This window comes from Escherichia sp. HH26CH, from assembly GCF_009820205.1.
GTDB classification, from domain to species: Bacteria; Pseudomonadota; Gammaproteobacteria; order Enterobacterales; family Enterobacteriaceae; genus Escherichia; species Escherichia coli_F.
In genome coordinates, this window is the sequence record NZ_VNXM01000039.1 from 35,809 (window position 1) to 53,197 (window position 17,389).

12 protein-coding genes are annotated in these 17,389 nt (G+C 51.1%); 5 read left to right on the forward strand and 7 right to left on the reverse strand.

The features are described from left to right. The first annotated feature begins 38 nt into the window (after window positions 1-38). The gene (gene acpH, locus FQ015_RS13050; protein WP_039020986.1) at window positions 39-620 is read left to right on the forward strand and encodes an ACP phosphodiesterase; all 582 of its coding nucleotides are present in this window, start codon (window positions 39-41) and stop codon (window positions 618-620) included. Between the two features lie 20 nt (window positions 621-640). Here the strand turns inward: acpH and FQ015_RS13055 are convergent, their stop codons facing one another. The 6 genes from FQ015_RS13055 to phoB form a co-directional block, all read right to left on the reverse strand. Then, entirely contained in the window at window positions 641-2,086 is a 1,446-nt protein-coding gene (locus tag FQ015_RS13055; RefSeq protein WP_160524135.1) for a hypothetical protein, read from the reverse strand. A gap of 185 nt (window positions 2,087-2,271) precedes the next feature. Beyond that, a complete protein-coding gene (gene malZ / locus FQ015_RS13060) occupies window positions 2,272-4,089 on the reverse strand; it encodes a maltodextrin glucosidase (protein ID WP_160524136.1) in 1,818 nt (605 codons plus the stop codon). Between the two features lie 154 nt (window positions 4,090-4,243). Beyond that, a complete protein-coding gene (gene proY, locus FQ015_RS13065) occupies window positions 4,244-5,617 on the reverse strand; it encodes a proline-specific permease ProY (RefSeq protein WP_001353407.1) in 1,374 nt (457 codons plus the stop codon). 75 nt (window positions 5,618-5,692) lie between these two features. Further along, complete coding sequence (gene brnQ / locus FQ015_RS13070) at window positions 5,693-7,012, reverse strand: branched-chain amino acid transporter carrier protein BrnQ (protein WP_000149639.1); 1,320 nt, start codon at window positions 7,010-7,012, stop codon at window positions 5,693-5,695. Window positions 7,013-7,418: 406 nt separating this feature from the next. Beyond that, complete coding sequence (gene phoR / locus FQ015_RS13075) at window positions 7,419-8,714, reverse strand: phosphate regulon sensor histidine kinase PhoR (protein WP_039020989.1); 1,296 nt, start codon at window positions 8,712-8,714, stop codon at window positions 7,419-7,421. A gap of 57 nt (window positions 8,715-8,771) precedes the next feature. Then, window positions 8,772-9,461 (reverse strand): phosphate response regulator transcription factor PhoB, encoded by a 690-nt coding sequence (phoB, locus tag FQ015_RS13080; RefSeq protein ID WP_000113933.1) that lies wholly within the window; start codon window positions 9,459-9,461, stop codon window positions 8,772-8,774. 189 nt (window positions 9,462-9,650) lie between these two features. On the opposite strand from phoB, the gene sbcD reads away from it, so the two are divergent. From sbcD to araJ, 3 genes are all read left to right on the forward strand, one after another. Continuing rightward, entirely contained in the window at window positions 9,651-10,853 is a 1,203-nt protein-coding gene (sbcD, locus tag FQ015_RS13085; protein ID WP_001221329.1) for an exonuclease subunit SbcD, read from the forward strand. Then, window positions 10,850-13,993 (forward strand): exonuclease subunit SbcC, encoded by a 3,144-nt coding sequence (gene sbcC / locus FQ015_RS13090; protein ID WP_160524137.1) that lies wholly within the window; start codon window positions 10,850-10,852, stop codon window positions 13,991-13,993. Before sbcD ends, sbcC begins: the two co-directional genes overlap by 4 nt. Window positions 13,994-14,118: 125 nt before the next feature. Further along, complete coding sequence (araJ, locus tag FQ015_RS13095; RefSeq protein WP_039021006.1) at window positions 14,119-15,303, forward strand: MFS transporter AraJ; 1,185 nt, start codon at window positions 14,119-14,121, stop codon at window positions 15,301-15,303. 74 nt (window positions 15,304-15,377) lie between these two features. Here the strand turns inward: araJ and mak are convergent, their stop codons facing one another. After that, window positions 15,378-16,286 (reverse strand): fructokinase, encoded by a 909-nt coding sequence (gene mak / locus FQ015_RS13100; protein ID WP_039020991.1) that lies wholly within the window; start codon window positions 16,284-16,286, stop codon window positions 15,378-15,380. 124 nt (window positions 16,287-16,410) lie between these two features. Here mak and rdgC point away from each other — a divergent pair, with 124 nt between their 5' ends. Then, window positions 16,411-17,322, forward strand: coding sequence for a recombination-associated protein RdgC (gene rdgC / locus FQ015_RS13105; RefSeq protein ID WP_001298537.1), 912 nt, complete (start codon window positions 16,411-16,413; stop codon window positions 17,320-17,322). Window positions 17,323-17,389 lie beyond the last annotated feature (67 nt).

Genomic DNA, 17,389 nt, shown 5'->3' on the forward strand with positions numbered 1-17,389 from the left:
CCTGCAACCTTTACCCCCCTTTGGATAGAATATAATCGATGAATTTTTTAGCTCACCTGCATCTAGCCCATCTCGCGGAAAGTTCGCTTTCCGGTAATTTACTGGCTGATTTCGTACGCGGAAATCCTGAAGAAAGTTTTCCGCCCGACGTCGTGGCTGGCATTCATATGCATCGACGTATCGACGTATTGACTGACAATCTGCCGGAAGTCCGCGAAGCACGGGAATGGTTTCGTAGTGAAACTCGCCGCGTTGCGCCTATTACGCTGGATGTCATGTGGGATCACTTTCTTTCACGCCACTGGTCGCAGCTATCACCGGACTTTCCGCTACAGGAATTTACCTGTTATGCCCGGGAGCAAGTGATGACTATTCTTCCAGACTCACCGCCACGCTTTATCAATCTGAACAATTACTTATGGTCTGAGCAATGGCTGGTGCGCTATCGCGATATGGATTTCATCCAGAACGTGTTAAACGGCATGGCAAGCCGTCGCCCACGTCTGGATGCCCTGCGTGACTCCTGGTACGATTTAGACACCCATTACGACGCCCTGGAAACCCGCTTCTGGCAGTTTTATCCGCGGATGATGGCGCAGGCGTCACGCAAGGCGCTCTGAAACTTCAAGCTCCAGCGTCACTATTTTTTAGCATTCGCATCCAGCGGGGCGGCATAACAGCTGTAAGAAAAACATTCGCTGGAATGATTGGCGATATCTTTAAAGTTGCTTTCAGCAACCCCCTCGAACATGAGTACCGTTCTGGACAAATCTCCGTTTTCATTTATATGTGGAAAATCAAATTGTGCACTGAATCGCCATACATCTGTCTTTTCTGGCTCGCTGTTCACAGAGATACGTCGATGGAAGACCCCTCCTGTAAACGTGCGCCAGAACAATTGTTGATCAAAATCTTGTAATATCTCAGAGTTGGATGCTATTTGATGTAGTAAACCTGCATACCGTGGACTGCCATCACGAGCAACATTATGCAAACCCTGACTAAAAGCATCAAATAAACAATACATGTGATCACTAGTGAAAAAAGGTCTTAATTTGTTTTGTTCTTCATCGCTGTAATCCAGGAGCATCTCATTGATTTCTTCCTGTGAGAATTTTAAGACAAAATTATCCTCAGGATTTGTTTCTTTCTTGTTTTTTTCGATATTCTTCTCCTCAATGGTCTTCGCATTTTGTTTCGCATTTTCTTTCTCAGTTTTTTTCTCAATTACTTCCGCAATTTTTTCCCGAGTTTTTGATTTTAGACTAACACCATCGATGTCAACCGGTGTTGTTTTCAGATCTCTCTGCGCGTCTTTCAAATTTGTCTTATAGAGATCGGGCACTTTATCGGCAGATAAGTATCCGGATGAAGAAATCTGGTGTGTACGCATGGGGGGCTGTTCACAAAGCATCGAGGCTATATCGTCTTTAAACTCTTTTACATTAAAGTTATCGACATTAACCTTCCCTGTTATAAACCCCGCATCGGCAATTTTCTTCTCTAATTGTTTTGTACGTTTAGAATAATAAGCGTTGTTATCATAAAACTTTTCAAGAAGGGCCCACTCCTCAAGTTGCCTTATGTGATTTTTCAACTGTTGATGATCTATTTTATATTGATGTGTACTAGAATCATTTTGGTTGCAGGAGTTACAGATTTTTAAGCATAATTTTCCATCAGATTTATCATCTATGGTATCAGTGAAAATATAGGAAACTTCAATACTCTGCCCGTACTTATCAGTCATCTCATATGACCATTGCCCCGTTCGTTTCGCATTCTTAATGACTTCGATGGACTCTGCAGGGCAACCATGAAGAATGGCCAGAATTTTATCAGGATGCTTAATTAGTAAAATTATTATATTTACAACGTTTGAAAAGAAACTTTTGCTATTTTTTATTTCATCGATTTTTTCCGCTGAAATGTTTACTAAGTTTTCATTTCCGGAAATGAAAAGCAATTTGCCATGGGGGCTTTTTTTAAATTGTTCTTCTGTTTTAGAAAAGACATCCTCTTTAAAAGGTGTCCACTCAGTACCAGTAATAAACGGTTTCAATAAATTCGAATTTGAAATTGTCATATCTTTGCTCCACTACAGGGTTATCCTGGAGCAGGTTGTACATAACCTCATGGGCAAAGAATACCAAAAATCGCTCATATCGATCGGGACAAATATTTAACAAACTCAGCCCTGACATTGTGCAGCTTTTTCGCTGCGTAGTGTCAGGGCTGATGACTAACGACGTAACAAATAAAACAGATGCTTTAGTTCATCCATACCGTAGCCGAAATGGCAGGCAAAGCCAGAATCCCGTCGGTCAGTTGCCCATGGCCTTCTTTGCGTTGCCATTGCGCGACATTGAGTAACGGCGACGCGGGTAGCACCACTTCACAGGCTTCGCCACGGTTGATAGCAACCAGCACACGCTGCTGATTCAGCACGCGGACAAATACCACCACGTTATCTTCCGCATATAGCACCTGACAGCCGCCACGACGCAGCGCCTGACTTTTCTTACGCAGCGCAATCATTCGCTGGTACAGCGCGAATAACGCCGTATCCTGCTTTTCCACCTGCCAGGGGAACGGTTTACGGCAAAACGGATCGTTTTTACCATCCAGTCCCACTTCATCACCGTAATAAATGCACGGTACACCAGGCCAGGTGAACAACCAGACCACCGCCAGCGGCAGGCGCGCAATATCCCGACCGAGCAGAGTTTTAAATCGCGCAGTATCGTGGCTATCGAGCTGATTAAACATACGTAATTGCTGTTGATGAGAAAGCCCTGCGCGGTAATTATCCATCCAGGCCATACAGGTTTGGGCGTCAATTTGCTGCGGATCATAAGAGATATCGGTGTTGGCAAGAAATCCCCACAACGGGAATGTGAAGCCGCGATAGTTCATGGCGGCATCTTCCACATCGGCCTGTAACCATTGCCGTGCATCGCCAAAATGCTCTCCGACAATATACGCTTCCGGCTGAGTTTCTTTCGCCGCTTCGGTGATCCCAGCAACGTGCTGCAAATTATTGCGCGCCCCACCCGCTTCTCCCAGCATATGCACCACATCCAGCCGCCAGCCGTCCATATTCCATGGTGCTTTCAGCCAATGGCGGACAATGCTGTCTTCCCCGCGATAAATTTCATTCACCAGACTTTCCGACTGATAATCCAGCTTCGGCAGGCTGGCATAGCCCAGCCAGTCGAGCGCCGTGCCATCATCGCTAAATGAGTACCAGTCACGCCAGGGCGATTCGGGGTTGTGACAAGCGCCACCTGTTCCACGATTATGTCGGTCAAACCAGGCATGGGAATCGCCACTGTGGTTAAACACGCCGTCCAGCACCAGCCGCATTCCCATCTGCTGTGTATTGTTTCGTAAACGCAGCAACGCCCCATCGCCGCCAAACTGCGGATCGACATGGCGATAATCCTCGGTATCGTATTTATGTACGCTGGGAGCTTTAAACACCGGATTAAGATACAGCGCCGTCACGCCAAGTTTTTTCAGATACGGCAGTTTTTCGCTGATACCGTCCAGATCGCCGCCATAGAACGTTGATCCGCCCGCCTGCGCCGTGACCGGTTCATCCCAGTCACGCAATATGATCTCTTGTCCGGCTGCGTGATGGTAATAAACATGATCCTGTTCAGCTTCACGAGGAAGACTACGGGCGAAACGATCAGGGAAGATCTGATAAAAAATCTGATCCGCAGCCCATTGTGGGCCGATATCCGGGACATCGACGGCAAACTGCTCCAGTCGTGCTGGCGGCATTCGGCTGAAGCCCTGCGGTGTAAACCAACGCTGGCGATCGTGCCACAGTAATTTGAAACTATAACGCCGCCGAGGTTGCCCGCTGGAGAGATCGATCGCCGCCCGCCATGCGGTAACGCCAGGCTGCGGCTGACTGCGCTGCTTATGCATCGCTACTGACGTTTCTTCGTTATCGTTTTCTGTACGTAGCATAATCCGCTGCGGTGGGTCTTCGCCTGTCAGCCACAGTGTAATGAGTAGTTGATCTTTGCTTTGTTTAACAAATGGGGGCACCGGCAGGTGCCATGCATTTAACATCATAATTCCCCTGTGATGAAAATCTGATCACCTTGCCATAGCCTAATGCAGGATCACTCATCATCTGAAGGATATTTGGGGGAGGAGGACGGGGGCGGATAACTTTCGGAATAGCCGGATCAGGGCTTGCCTTGATCCGGCTTACAGAACGCAGTGATTAGTGATTTTCAGCCAGCTGACGATCGTGGCGGCGTTTAAACATCCAGCCAATCAACAGCAGAACAATCCACGCGAAACCAACGTACAGCGAGATACGTGTGTCCGGATGATAACCAATCAATCCGATAATAAAGAGCAGGAAAATCAAACCGCCGATGGTCGTTGCTACCCCACCTGGTACTTTAAATTTCAGTGCCTTCACTTCTTCTGGCGGCAAACGGCGACGGAAAGCAATTTGCGACAGCAGGATCATAATCCATACCCACACCGTGGCGAAGGTTGCCAGCGAAGCGATCACCAGGAAGACATTTTCCGGCATGATGTAGTTCAGATATACCGCAAACAATAGCGCGGTAGTCATCACCAGCACCGTGACCCACGGAATACCGCGACGCGAGGTTTTGCTGAAAATTTTCGGCGCGCTACCCTGCTCTGCCATGCCGTGAAGCATACGACCTACGCCAAATACGTCACTGTTAATTGCTGACAGCGAAGCGGTCAGCACAACAAAGTTAAGAATGCTGGCGGCAAAGGTAATGCCCATATGCTGGAACGTCAGCACGAACGGGCTACCGGCAGTGCCAACCTGATTCCACGGATAGATAGACATAATGACGAACAGCGTACCGACGTAGAACACCAGAATACGCATCGGCACGGAGTTAATCGCACGCGGAATCGATTTTTCCGGATCTTTCGCTTCCCCGGCGGTAATCCCGATAATTTCGATCCCACCGTAAGCAAACATTACCATTTGCAGCGACATCACCATGCCAAGCCAGCCGTTACTGAAGAAGCCGCCGTTGCTCCAAAGATTATGGATACCGGTCGGTTGCCCGCCGTTGCCAATCCCCCAGATAATGATGCCGAAACCGGCGACAATCATGATGATGATGGTGGCGACTTTAAAGAACGAGAACCAGAACTCAAGCTCACCAAATACCTTCACGCTCATCAGGTTTACGGCGCAGATAATCAGCACTACGCTCAGTACCCAAATCCAGTGTGGCACCGTCGGGAACCAGACGCCCATATAGATACCGAAAGCGGTCACATCGGCGATGGCGACAATAAGGATTTCAAAGCAGTAGGTCCAGCCAGTGATATAACCTGCCAGTGGACCGAGGTTTTCCTGCGCATAGCGCGAGAAAGAGCTGGCTGCCGGGTTATGTACCGACATTTCCCCCAGCGCACGCATAATGATATACGCCGCGATACCACCGATAATATAGGCCAACAACACGCTCGGACCGGCCATTTTGATGGCGTCTGCCGAACCGTAAAACAACCCGGTGCCAATTGCTGAACCCAGTGCCATAAAGCGTATGTGTCGGGTACTTAGCCCACGCTTTAGCTTGTTCTTACTTTCCATCAATTCCTAACCCATCAACACAATAAAAAACCACGGGGCATCGCAGCCCCGTGGTTAAAACAAATATTCAGTGATTTAGTGAGCGCTGGAGGTCACCTGACGACCTGCCGCGCGATCCCAAATAATGGCCAGAACCACCATCACCACTGTTGGCATTAACCACGCAAGACCTTGTTCGGCCAGCGGTAAGCGCTGCGCCCAGGACGGTAAGATATCGCTGAATGCAGATGCTTTGATCCCGTCGAGAATACCAAAAAGCAGGCTGATAAACATCGGCGGAGCAATCACGCGGGACGAATTATGCCACCATGAGCGTGTAAAACTTAATACAACCAGTGCGATACACGGCGGATAAATAGCGGTCAGCACCGGTACGGAGATCTGAATCAGCTGGCTCAAGCCGAGGTTAGACACCACCATCGAGAAGCCGCCGAGGATAAACACCAGCGTACGATAGGAGAGCGGTACGTACTGAGCAAAGAATTCTGCACAAGCACAGGTCAGGCCAACCGCCGTGACCAGGCAGGCGATAAAGATTAACGCCGCCAGCAGGAAGCTACCACCGCCGCCAAAGGTGTGCTGAACGTAGGCATGCAGAATAGCCGCACCGTTTGCAGACTGATCGACCAGCGACGCGCTGTCTGAACCCAGACGGAACAGCGCCAGGTACAGCAGAGTCAGACCGACACCCGCCATCAGGCCAGCCCAGACGGTATAACGGGTCAGCAGACGCGCTTCGGTAACGCCGCGAGAACGCGCCGCATTAACAATAACGATACCAAACACCATCGCGCCCAGCGTATCCATGGTCAGATAGCCATTAACGAAGCCGTTAGAAAACGCGGCGTTTTGATAAGCCTCAGTCGCCGTGCTGATAGAGCCCGCAGGCCAGACAATTGCCGCAACAGACAGGATGACCAGCGCGATAATTTTCAGCGGTGCCAGGAAGTTACCGACGGTATCCAGCAGTTTGCCCGGATAGAGCGAAACCAGAATAACGATAGCGAAATAGACCAGGCTGTAGATAAACAGCGGCAGCGCGGAGTCACCCGTCAGGGGCGCAATGCCCACTTCAAAGGAGACGGTGGCTGTACGCGGCGTGGCGAACAACGGCCCTACAGCCAGGTAGCAAACCGTTGCCAGCAGTACGCCAGCGACTTTACCAATTGGCGTGCTGAGGCTGTCAACACCACCGCCAACTTTCGCCAGCGCCACCACCGTTAATACCGGCAGGCCAACGGCAGTAATGAGGAAGCCGAATGCCGCAGTCCAGACGTGTTCGCCTGCCTGCAAGCCGACCATTGGAGGGAAAATGATGTTACCTGCGCCGACGAACAACGCAAATGTCATAAAGCCCAGAGCGATGATATCGCGCGATCTTAATTGATGGGTCATAAATCATACTGCCTGTGGATGTGGTGTTGTAACGTTAAATTTTTGTGCCAATCCCTGGGGATGATACAGCGGTATATTTAAACAATTTTAGCGGGAAATACTCCCAACCAGGCGCGGCGAAGAATAGTTTTTCGATTTACCGCGTGAATGCAGTCAGTATGACAGCACCTGAAGCGCAATTTAAACGCTTATAACGTTTTAAAGCAAGAAGGGATCTAAAAACCAGAGGTATATAGCGATAAGAAATCACCAACCAGTATAAAACACTATTTCCGTGAAAAAGACATGGCTAATCATGCGAACAAAAAATCACCAACCGTTGTAAAATCTAACGCCCGTATTTTGACTGCAAAGAAAATAAGCCAGCATCAGCTGGCTTATGGCAATAAAAGATGACAAAGGCGGATTATTCGCTGTTTTTGGCAATTAAACGTTCCGGGATAACAAAACTGAAACGCGTACCTTTTCCCACCGTACTCTCAATATGCAGGCGACTTTCGTGATGATTCACCGCATGTTTCACGATCGCTAACCCTAATCCGCTACCGCCAGTTTGTCGGGAACGTGCTTTATCAACGCGATAAAAACGCTCGGTCAGGCGCGGAATATGCTCCGGTGCGATGCCCGGTCCATTATCTTCAACGCTAAATTCGGCACCGTGCGGCACTCGCTGCCAGCGTACGGTGATATGCGTACCTTCCGGCGTATGATTCACGGCGTTATAAACCAGGTTCGAAATCGCGCTGCGAAGTTGGTCTTCGTTGCCAGACACCTTGAGGTCGTTATCTATTTCAAAGGTAAATGTCTGTTTTTTCTGACTCAGAGTCTGAGCCTCGCGCTCAACAACGCGCAGCATCATCGGCACATCAACCTTTTCATTGAGCAACTGCGTCGGCGCGGCTTCTATTTTCGACAGCGTCAGCAATTGCTTCACCAGCCCTTCCATCCGCTGGGTCTGCTCGCGCATGGTGTGCAACGCTTTTTCACGTACCGCGCCTTCCAGCGGTTGCTCATCCATCATCTCCAGGTAACCCTGTAACACGGTCAATGGCGTACGTAACTCATGGCTCACGTTGGCAAAAAAGTTACGCCGCGCCCCTTCCAGTTGATGCATTTGCGTGACATCACGCGCCACCATCAGCAACTGTTTGTGGGTATAAGGCATGACGCGAATTTCCAGATGCCGCCCGCTGTTGAGCACCAGATTAAGCGGGCGAGAAAAATCACGCGTTTTCAGATATTGCGTAAACTCCGGGTAACGCAGCAGGTTAAGGATGTTCTGCCCGTTATCTTCCGGCCAGCGCAAACCAAGAATCTGTTGCGCCAGACCGTTACACCAGAAAATACCGCCCTCTTCCGTGGTCAGCACCACCGCGTCGGGCAGCGACTCCGCGCCACTACGAAAGCGTTTAATCAGATTGCCCAGTTCGCGGCGGCGTTTTTTATTACGCAGCTGCATCTGGTGTAAGCCGTATAGCAGCGGTTCCCAGCTACCACGCCCCGGAGGCGGGGTCATACTGCGATCCACCCACAGCCACCATGAAAGGCGCAATAAATTCCAAAAATGCCAGATAAGCAGTCCTGTTACCGATGCCAGCAAAAACCAAGGCAGGTAACCAAAAAATGCACCCAGGATGAAAGCCGGGAGGCAGCAAAGTAGCAGCTCCAGCACCAGCCTTTTCCACGACAGCCGTTCCAGCACGTAAGATACTCCAGTTAAGAAATCATAAGCCCTGCTCTGCGTCCGATGAGCAAGGCGTTAAAAGCGGGTTGAAAAACGATATCCTGTACCGCGTACGGTCTGCACCATGCGGTCATGTCCGCCGGGCTCCAGTGCCTTACGCAGGCGACGAATGTGAACATCGACCGTGCGGTCTTCCACATATACGTTGGTTCCCCAGACGTGGTTTAACAGCTGCTCGCGGCTGTACACGCGCTCGGGATGTGTCATAAAAAAGTGCAGCAGTTTAAATTCTGTCGGCCCCATCTCCAGCGGTTCTTCGCCCGCCATCACCCGGTGAGATGTCGGGTCGAGACTGAGCCCCTGCATCTCGATCACCTCTTCCACCGCCATTGGCGAAATACGGCGCATTACCGCTTTGATTCGCGCCACCAGTTCCTTCGGCGAAAACGGCTTGGTGATATAGTCATCCGCACCGGTTTCAAGGCCGCGCACGCGATCTTCTTCTTCCCCTCTGGCGGTCAGCATCACCACTGGAATATCTCGGGTCATCGACTCGCGCTTGAGGTGTTTGATGAACTGGATACCGGAGCCGCCAGGTAACATCCAGTCAAGGAGAATTAAATCCGGCCAGGGTTCATTCAGTTGATTCACAGCACTGTCATAATCTTCCGCTTCGACCGGCTGAAAGCCATTTTGTTCGAGCACGAAGCAGACCATTTCGCGAATTGGAGCTTCATCTTCTACGACCAGAATACGTCTCGCCATGATTTGCCCTGTTGTAATAAATAGGTTGCGATCATTAATGCGACGTCATTATGCGTCAGATTTATGACAGATTTATGAAAAGCACGTCGCACATATCTTCAGGTAGTTGATTTCCGTGGCGCAGAAAAAAGCAAATGGCACATCTGTTTGGGTATAATCGCGCCCATGCTTTTTCGCCAGGGAATCGTTATGCGCATCCTTCACACCTCAGACTGGCATCTCGGCCAGAACTTCTACAGTAAAAGCCGCGAAGCTGAACACCAGGCCTTTCTTGACTGGCTGCTGGAAACAGCGCAAACCCATCAGGTGGATGCGATTATTGTTGCCGGTGATGTTTTCGATACCGGATCACCGCCCAGTTACGCCCGCACGTTATACAACCGTTTTGTTGTCAATTTACAGCAAACGGGCTGTCATCTGGTGGTACTGGCAGGAAACCATGACTCGGTCGCCACGCTGAATGAATCGCGCGATATCATGGCGTTCCTCAATACTACCGTGGTCGCCAGCGCCGGACATGCGCCGCAAATCTTGCCTCGTCGCGACGGGACGCCAGGCGCAGTGCTGTGCCCCATTCCTTTTTTACGCCCGCGTGACATTATTACCAGCCAGGCGGGGCTTAACGGTATTGAAAAACAACAACATTTGCTGGCGGCTATTACCGATTATTACCAACAACATTATGCCGATGCCTGCAAACTGCGCGGCGATCAGCCTCTGCCCATCATCGCCACGGGGCATTTAACGACCGTTGGTGCCAGCAAAAGTGACGCCGTGCGTGACATTTATATTGGCACGCTGGACGCCTTCCCGGCACAAAACTTTCCGCCAGCCGACTACATCGCGCTCGGGCATATTCACCGCGCACAGATTATTGGCGGCATGGAACATGTTCGCTATTGCGGTTCCCCCATTCCACTGAGTTTTGATGAATGCGGAAAAAGTAAATATGTCCATCTGGTGACATTTTCAAACGGCAAATTAGAGAGCGTGGAAAACCTGAGCGTGCCGATAACGCAACCGATGGCGGTACTGAAAGGCGATCTGGCGTCGATTACCGAACAGCTGGAACAGTGGCGCGATGTATCACAGGAACCACCTGTCTGGCTGGATATCGAAATCACTACTGATGAGTATCTGCATGATATTCAGCGCAAAATCCAGGCATTAACTGAATCACTGCCTGTCGAAGTATTGCTGGTACGCCGCAGCCGTGAACAGCGCGAGCGTGTGTTAGCCAGCCAACAGCGTGAAACCCTCAGCGAACTCAGCGTCGAAGAGGTGTTTAATCGTCGTCTCGCACTGGAAGAACTGGATGAATCACAGCAGCAACGTCTGCAACATCTTTTCACCACGACGCTGCAGACCCTCGCCGGAGAACACGAAGCATGAAAATTCTCAGCCTGCGCCTGAAAAACCTGAACTCGTTAAAAGGCGAATGGAAGATTGATTTCACCCGCGAGCCGTTCGCCAGCAATGGGCTGTTTGCGATTACCGGCCCAACCGGCGCGGGGAAAACCACCCTGCTGGATGCCATTTGCCTGGCGCTGTATCACGAAACTCCGCGCCTTTCTAACGTTTCACAATCGCAAAATGATCTAATGACCCGCGATACCGCCGAATGTCTGGCGGAAGTGGAGTTTGAAGTCAAAGGTGAAGCGTACCGTGCCTTCTGGAGCCAGAATCGGGCGCGTAACCAGCCAGACGGTAATTTGCAGGTGCCGCGCGTAGAGCTGGCGCGCTGTACCGATGGCAAAATTCTCGCTGACAAAGTGAAAGATAAGCTGGAACTGACGGCGACGTTAACCGGACTGGATTATGGGCGTTTCACCCGTTCGATGCTGCTTTCGCAGGGGCAATTTGCTGCCTTCCTGAATGCCAAACCAAAAGAACGCGCGGAATTGCTCGAGGAATTAACCGGCACCGAAATCTACGGGCAAATCTCTGCGATGGTCTTTGAGCAGCACAAATCGGCCCGCACTGAGCTGGAGAAACTGCAAGCGCAGGCCAGCGGCGTCGCGTTATTAGCGCCAGAACAAGTGCAATCGCTGACAGAAAGTTTGCAGGTACTCACTGTCGAAGAGAAACAGTTACTCGCCGCACAGCAGCAAGAACAACAATCGCTAAACTGGTTAACGCGTCTGGACGAATTGCAGCAAGAAGCCAGCCGCCGTCAGCAGGCATTGCAACAGGCGTTAGCCGAAGAAGAAAAAGCGCAACCTCAACTGGCGGCGCTCAGTCTGGCACAACCGGCGCGAAATCTTCGTCCGCACTGGGAACGCATCGCAGAACACACTGCGGCACTGGCGCATACTCGCCAGCAGATTGAAGAAGTAAATACTCGCTTACAGCGCACAATGGCGCTTCGTGCGAGCATTCGCCACCACGCGGCGAAACAGTCTGCAGAATTACAGCAGCAGCAACAAAGCCTGAATGCCTGGTTACAGGAACACGACCGCTTCCGTCAGTGGAACAACGAACTGGCGGGTTGGCGTGCGCAATTCTCTCAACAAACCAGCGAACGCGAGCATCTGCGGCAGTGGCAGCAACAGTTAACCCATGCAGAGCAAAAACTTAATTCACTTCCGGCGATCTCGTTGACGTTAAGCGCCGATGAAGTTGCTAGCGCCCTGGCGCAACATGCTGAGCAACGCACGCTGCGTCAGCGCCTGGTCGCGCTGCATGGGCAGATTGTTCCCCAACAAAAACGCCTGGCGCAATTACAGGTTGCTATCCAGAATGTCACGCAGGAACAGACGCAACGTAACGCCGCACTTAACGAAATGCGCCAGCGTTATAAAGAAAAAACGCAACAACTTGCCGATGTGAAAACCATTTGCGAGCAGGAAGCGCGTATCAAAACGCTGGAAGTTCAACGTGCGCAGTTACAGGCAGGTCAGCCTTGCCCACTTTGTGGTTCCACCAGCCACCCGGCGGTCGAGGCGTATCAGGCGCTGGAACCGGGCGTTAATCAGGCTCGGCTATTAACGCTGGAAAACGAAGTGAAAAAGCTCGGTGAAGAAGGTGCGGCGCTACGTGGGCAACTGGACGCCTTAACGAAGCAGCTTCAGCGTGATGAAAACGAAGCGCAAAGCCTCCGACAAGATGAGCAAGCACTTACTCAACAGTGGCGAGCTGTCACGGCCAGCCTCAATATCACCTTGCAGCCACAGGACGATATTCAACCGTGGCTGGATGCACAAGATGAGCACGAGCGCCAGCTGCGGATACTCAGCCAACGGCATGAATTACAAGGGCAGATTGCCGCGCATAATCAGCAAATTATCCAGTATCAACAGCAAATTGAACAACGCCAGCAGCAACTCTTAACGGCATTGGCGGGTTATGCACTGACATTGCCACAGGAAGATGAAGAAGAGAGCTGGTTGGCGACGCGTCAGCAAGAAGCACAGAGCTGGCAGCAACGCCAGAACGAATTAACCGCGCTGCAAAACCGTATGCAGCAGCTGACGCCGATTCTGGAAACGTTGCCGCAAAGTGATGAACTCCCGCACAGCGAAGAAACTGTGGCGCTGGAAAACTGGCGGCAAATTCATGAACAATGTCTCGCGTTACAAAGCCAGCAGCAGACGTTACAGCAACAGGATGTTCTGGCGGCGCAAAGTCTGCAAAAAGCCCAGGCGCAGTTTGACACCGCGCTACAGGCCAGCGTCTTTGACGATCAACAGGCGTTCCTTGCAGCACTGATGGATGAACAAACACTAACGCAACTGGAACAGCTCAAGCAGAATCTGGAAAACCAGCGCCGTCAGGCGCAAACGCTGGTCACTCAGACAGCTGAAACGCTGGCACAGCATCAGCAACACCGACCTGACGGCCAGGATCTCAGTGTGACGGTGGAGCAGATTCAGCAAGAGTTAGCGCAAACTCACCAAAAGTTGCGTGAAAACACCACGAGTCAGGGCGAGATTCGTCAACAGCTGAAACAGGATGCGGAAAACCGTCAGCAACAACAAACCTTAATGCAGCAAATTGCTCAAATGACGCAGCAGGTTGAGGACTGGGGATATCTGAATTCGCTAATAGGTTCCAAAGAGGGCGATAAATTCCGCAAGTTTGCCCAGGGACTGACGCTGGATAATTTAGTCCATCTCGCTAATCAGCAACTTACCCGGTTACACGGGCGCTATCTGTTACAGCGCAAAGCCAGCGAGGCGCTGGAAGTCGAGGTTGTTGATACCTGGCAGGCAGATGCGGTACGCGATACCCGTACCCTTTCCGGTGGCGAGAGTTTCCTCGTCAGTCTGGCGCTGGCGCTGGCGCTTTCGGATCTGGTCAGCCATAAAACGCGTATTGACTCGCTGTTCCTTGATGAAGGTTTTGGCACGCTGGATAGCGAAACGCTGGATACCGCCCTTGATGCCCTGGATGCTCTGAATGCCAGTGGTAAAACTATCGGTGTGATTAGCCACGTTGAAGCGATGAAAGAGCGTATTCCGGTGCAGATCAAAGTGAAAAAGATCAACGGACTGGGATACAGCAAACTGGAAAGTGCGTTTGCAGTGAAATAACTATTCAGCAGGATAATGAATACAGAGGGGCGAATTATCTCTTGGCCTCGCTGGCCGTTATCCTGCAAGCTATCACTTTATTGGCTACGGTGATTGGTAGCCGTTCTGGTGGTTGTGATGGTGGTATGAAAAAAGTCATTTTATCTTTAGCTCTGGGCACGTTTGGTTTGGGGATGGCCGAATTTGGCATTATGGGCGTGCTCACGGAGCTGGCGCATAACGTAGGAATTTCGATTCCTGCTGCCGGGCATATGATCTCGTATTATGCGCTGGGGGTGGTGGTCGGTGCGCCAATCATCGCCCTCTTTTCCAGCCGCTACTCACTCAAACATATCTTGTTGTTTCTGGTGGCGTTGTGCGTCATTGGCAACGCCATGTTCACGCTCTCTTCGTCTTACCTGATGCTCGCCATTGGTCGGCTGGTTTCCGGCTTTCCGCATGGTGCATTTTTTGGCGTCGGGGCGATTGTGTTATCGAAAATTATTAAACCCGGCAAAGTCACCGCCGCCGTGGCGGGGATGGTTTCGGGGATGACAGTTGCCAATTTGCTGGGCATTCCGCTGGGGACGTATTTAAGTCAGGAGTTTAGCTGGCGTTACACCTTTTTATTGATCTCTGTGTTTAATATCGCGGTGATGGCATCGGTCTATTTTTGGGTGCCGGATATTCGCGACGAGGCGAAAGGAAAGCTGCGCGAACAATTTCACTTTTTGCGCAGCCCGGCCCCGTGGTTAATTTTCGCTGCCACGATGTTTGGCAACGCGGGTGTATTTGCCTGGTTCAGCTACGTAAAGCCATACATGATGTTTATTTCCGGTTTTTCGGAAACGGCGATGACCTTTATTATGATGTTAGTTGGGCTGGGGATGGTGTTGGGGAATGTGCTAAGTGGCCGGATTTCAGGACGTTATTCACCACTACGCATTGCGGCAGTGACTGATTTCATTATTGTGCTGGCATTGCTGATGCTCTTTTTCTTCGGCGGCATGAAAACAACGTCGCTTATTTTTGCTTTTATTTGTTGCGCGGGATTATTTGCCCTCTCAGCACCGCTGCAAATATTGTTACTGCAAAATGCCAAAGGTGGAGAATTATTAGGTGCCGCAGGTGGGCAAATAGCGTTTAACCTCGGTAGCGCCGTCGGCGCATATTGCGGAGGTATGATGCTGACGCTGGGGCTGACTTATAATTACGTGGCGCTGCCTGCCGCCCTGCTTTCGTTTGCTGCGATGTCGTCGTTGCTGCTGTATGGTCGCTATAAGCGCCAGCAAGCGGCGGATAGTCCGGTGCTGGCGAAACCAGTGGGATAGGTTGCAATCACTGCTTGTTGTCGGATGCGGCGCGAGCGTCGCATCAGGCATGATGCACCAATTGCCTGGTTTTTTTACTCATGTGGCCATAACCATGCAGCGCCGCGTACGCCGCTGGAATCACCATGTTTCGCCTTACGCACCGGCGTTTCACATTCGCCGCCGAAGACAAATTGTTTAATCAACTGCGGAACCGTTTGATATAAACGATCTACATTGCTCATCCCGCCCCCCAACACAATCACATCCGGATCGAGAATATTCACTACGTGTGCCAGCGATTTTGCCAGCCGCAGCTCGTAACGACGCAATGCCAACTCCGCTACCGGATCGCTTTCTTCAACAAGGCGGATAATTTCACTACCTTTCAGCGCATGTCCGCTCAAACGATGATAATCCGTCGCAAATCCCGTACCCGAAATAAAGGTTTCAATGCAGCCTTGTTTGCCGCAATAACAAGGGACTTCCTCGCGATAACGCAGTTCATCTTCGTCCATCCACGGTAGCGGATTATGTCCCCACTCGCCTGCCGTGCCATTGCCGCCGATATGCGCTCGACCATTGAACGCTACGCCCGCGCCGCATCCCGTGCCGATAATCACGGCAAATACCGTCTGCGCTCCCGCTGCTGCGCCATCTACCGCTTCCGAGACCGCCAGACAGTTGGCGTCATTTGCCAACCGCACTTCCCGTTGCAACCGCGCGCTTAAATCTTTATCAAATGGCTGACCGTTAAGCCAGGTTGAATTGGCATTTTTCACCACGCCAGTGTAAGGCGAAATCGAGCCTGGAATGCCCATGCCTACCGTTCCGCGCTGCCCTGTCGCCTGCTCCGCCATATCAACCAACGTGGCGATCGTTTCGATGGTCTGATGGTAATCATCACGCGGCGTGGGCAGACGATGACGATACAACTGCTCCCCTGCATCGCCCAGTGCAATCACTTCAGTTTTGGTGCCGCCTAAATCGATACCTATACGCACGGTACTCTCCTTATTTTTTTCAATATCAATAGCGTAGAGACGGACAACCGGATTGGCAATGCAAGGCCGCCGACAATTCGTTATCATGCCCGCTAAATTTAACGACAAGGCCGTGGAAATTATCATGCTGTGGTTCAAAAATTTAATGGTTTACCGTCTTAGCCGCGAGATTTCGCTGCGTGCAGAAGAGATGGAAAAACAGCTAGCCTCGATGGCATTTACCCCATGCGGCAGCCAGGACATGGCGAAGATGGGCTGGGTTCCTCCGATGGGATCGCACAGCGATGCGTTAACGCACGTTGCCAATGGTCAAATTGTTATCTGCGCACGCAAAGAAGAAAAAATCCTCCCGTCTCCGGTGATTAAACAGGCGCTGGAAGCAAAAATCGCCAAGCTGGAAGCGGAACAGGCGCGCAAGCTGAAGAAAACCGAAAAAGATTCGCTGAAAGATGAAGTGCTGCACTCTCTTCTGCCGCGCGCTTTCAGCCGTTTCAGCCAAACCATGATGTGGATCGACACGGTAAACGGTTTGATTATGGTGGACTGCGCCAGTGCCAAAAAAGCAGAAGATACGCTGGCATTACTGCGTAAAAGCCTGGGGTCGTTACCGGTTGTACCATTGAGCATGGAAAACCCGATTGAACTGACGCTGACCGAATGGGTACGCTCTGGTAGTGCGGCACAAGGCTTCCAGCTGCTTGATGAAGCCGAACTGAAATCGTTGCTGGAAGATGGCGGCGTGATCCGCGCGAAGAAACAAGATTTGACCAGCGAAGAAATCACCAACCACATTGAAGCAGGAAAAGTGGTGACTAAACTGGCGCTCGACTGGCAGCAGCGCATTCAGTTTGTGATGTGCGACGATGGTTCACTCAAGCGTCTGAAGTTCTGCGACGAGCTGCGCGATCAAAACGAAGATATCGACCGTGAAGATTTTGCCCAACGTTTTGATGCCGATTTCATCCTGATGACCGGTGAACTGGCAGCATTAATCCAAAACCTGATCGAAGGATTAGGTGGCGAAGCGCAACGTTAATTGCTGATTTGCCTTTAATGCCGGATGCGACGCCTGCGGCGTCTTATCCGGCGTACGAATCCACACC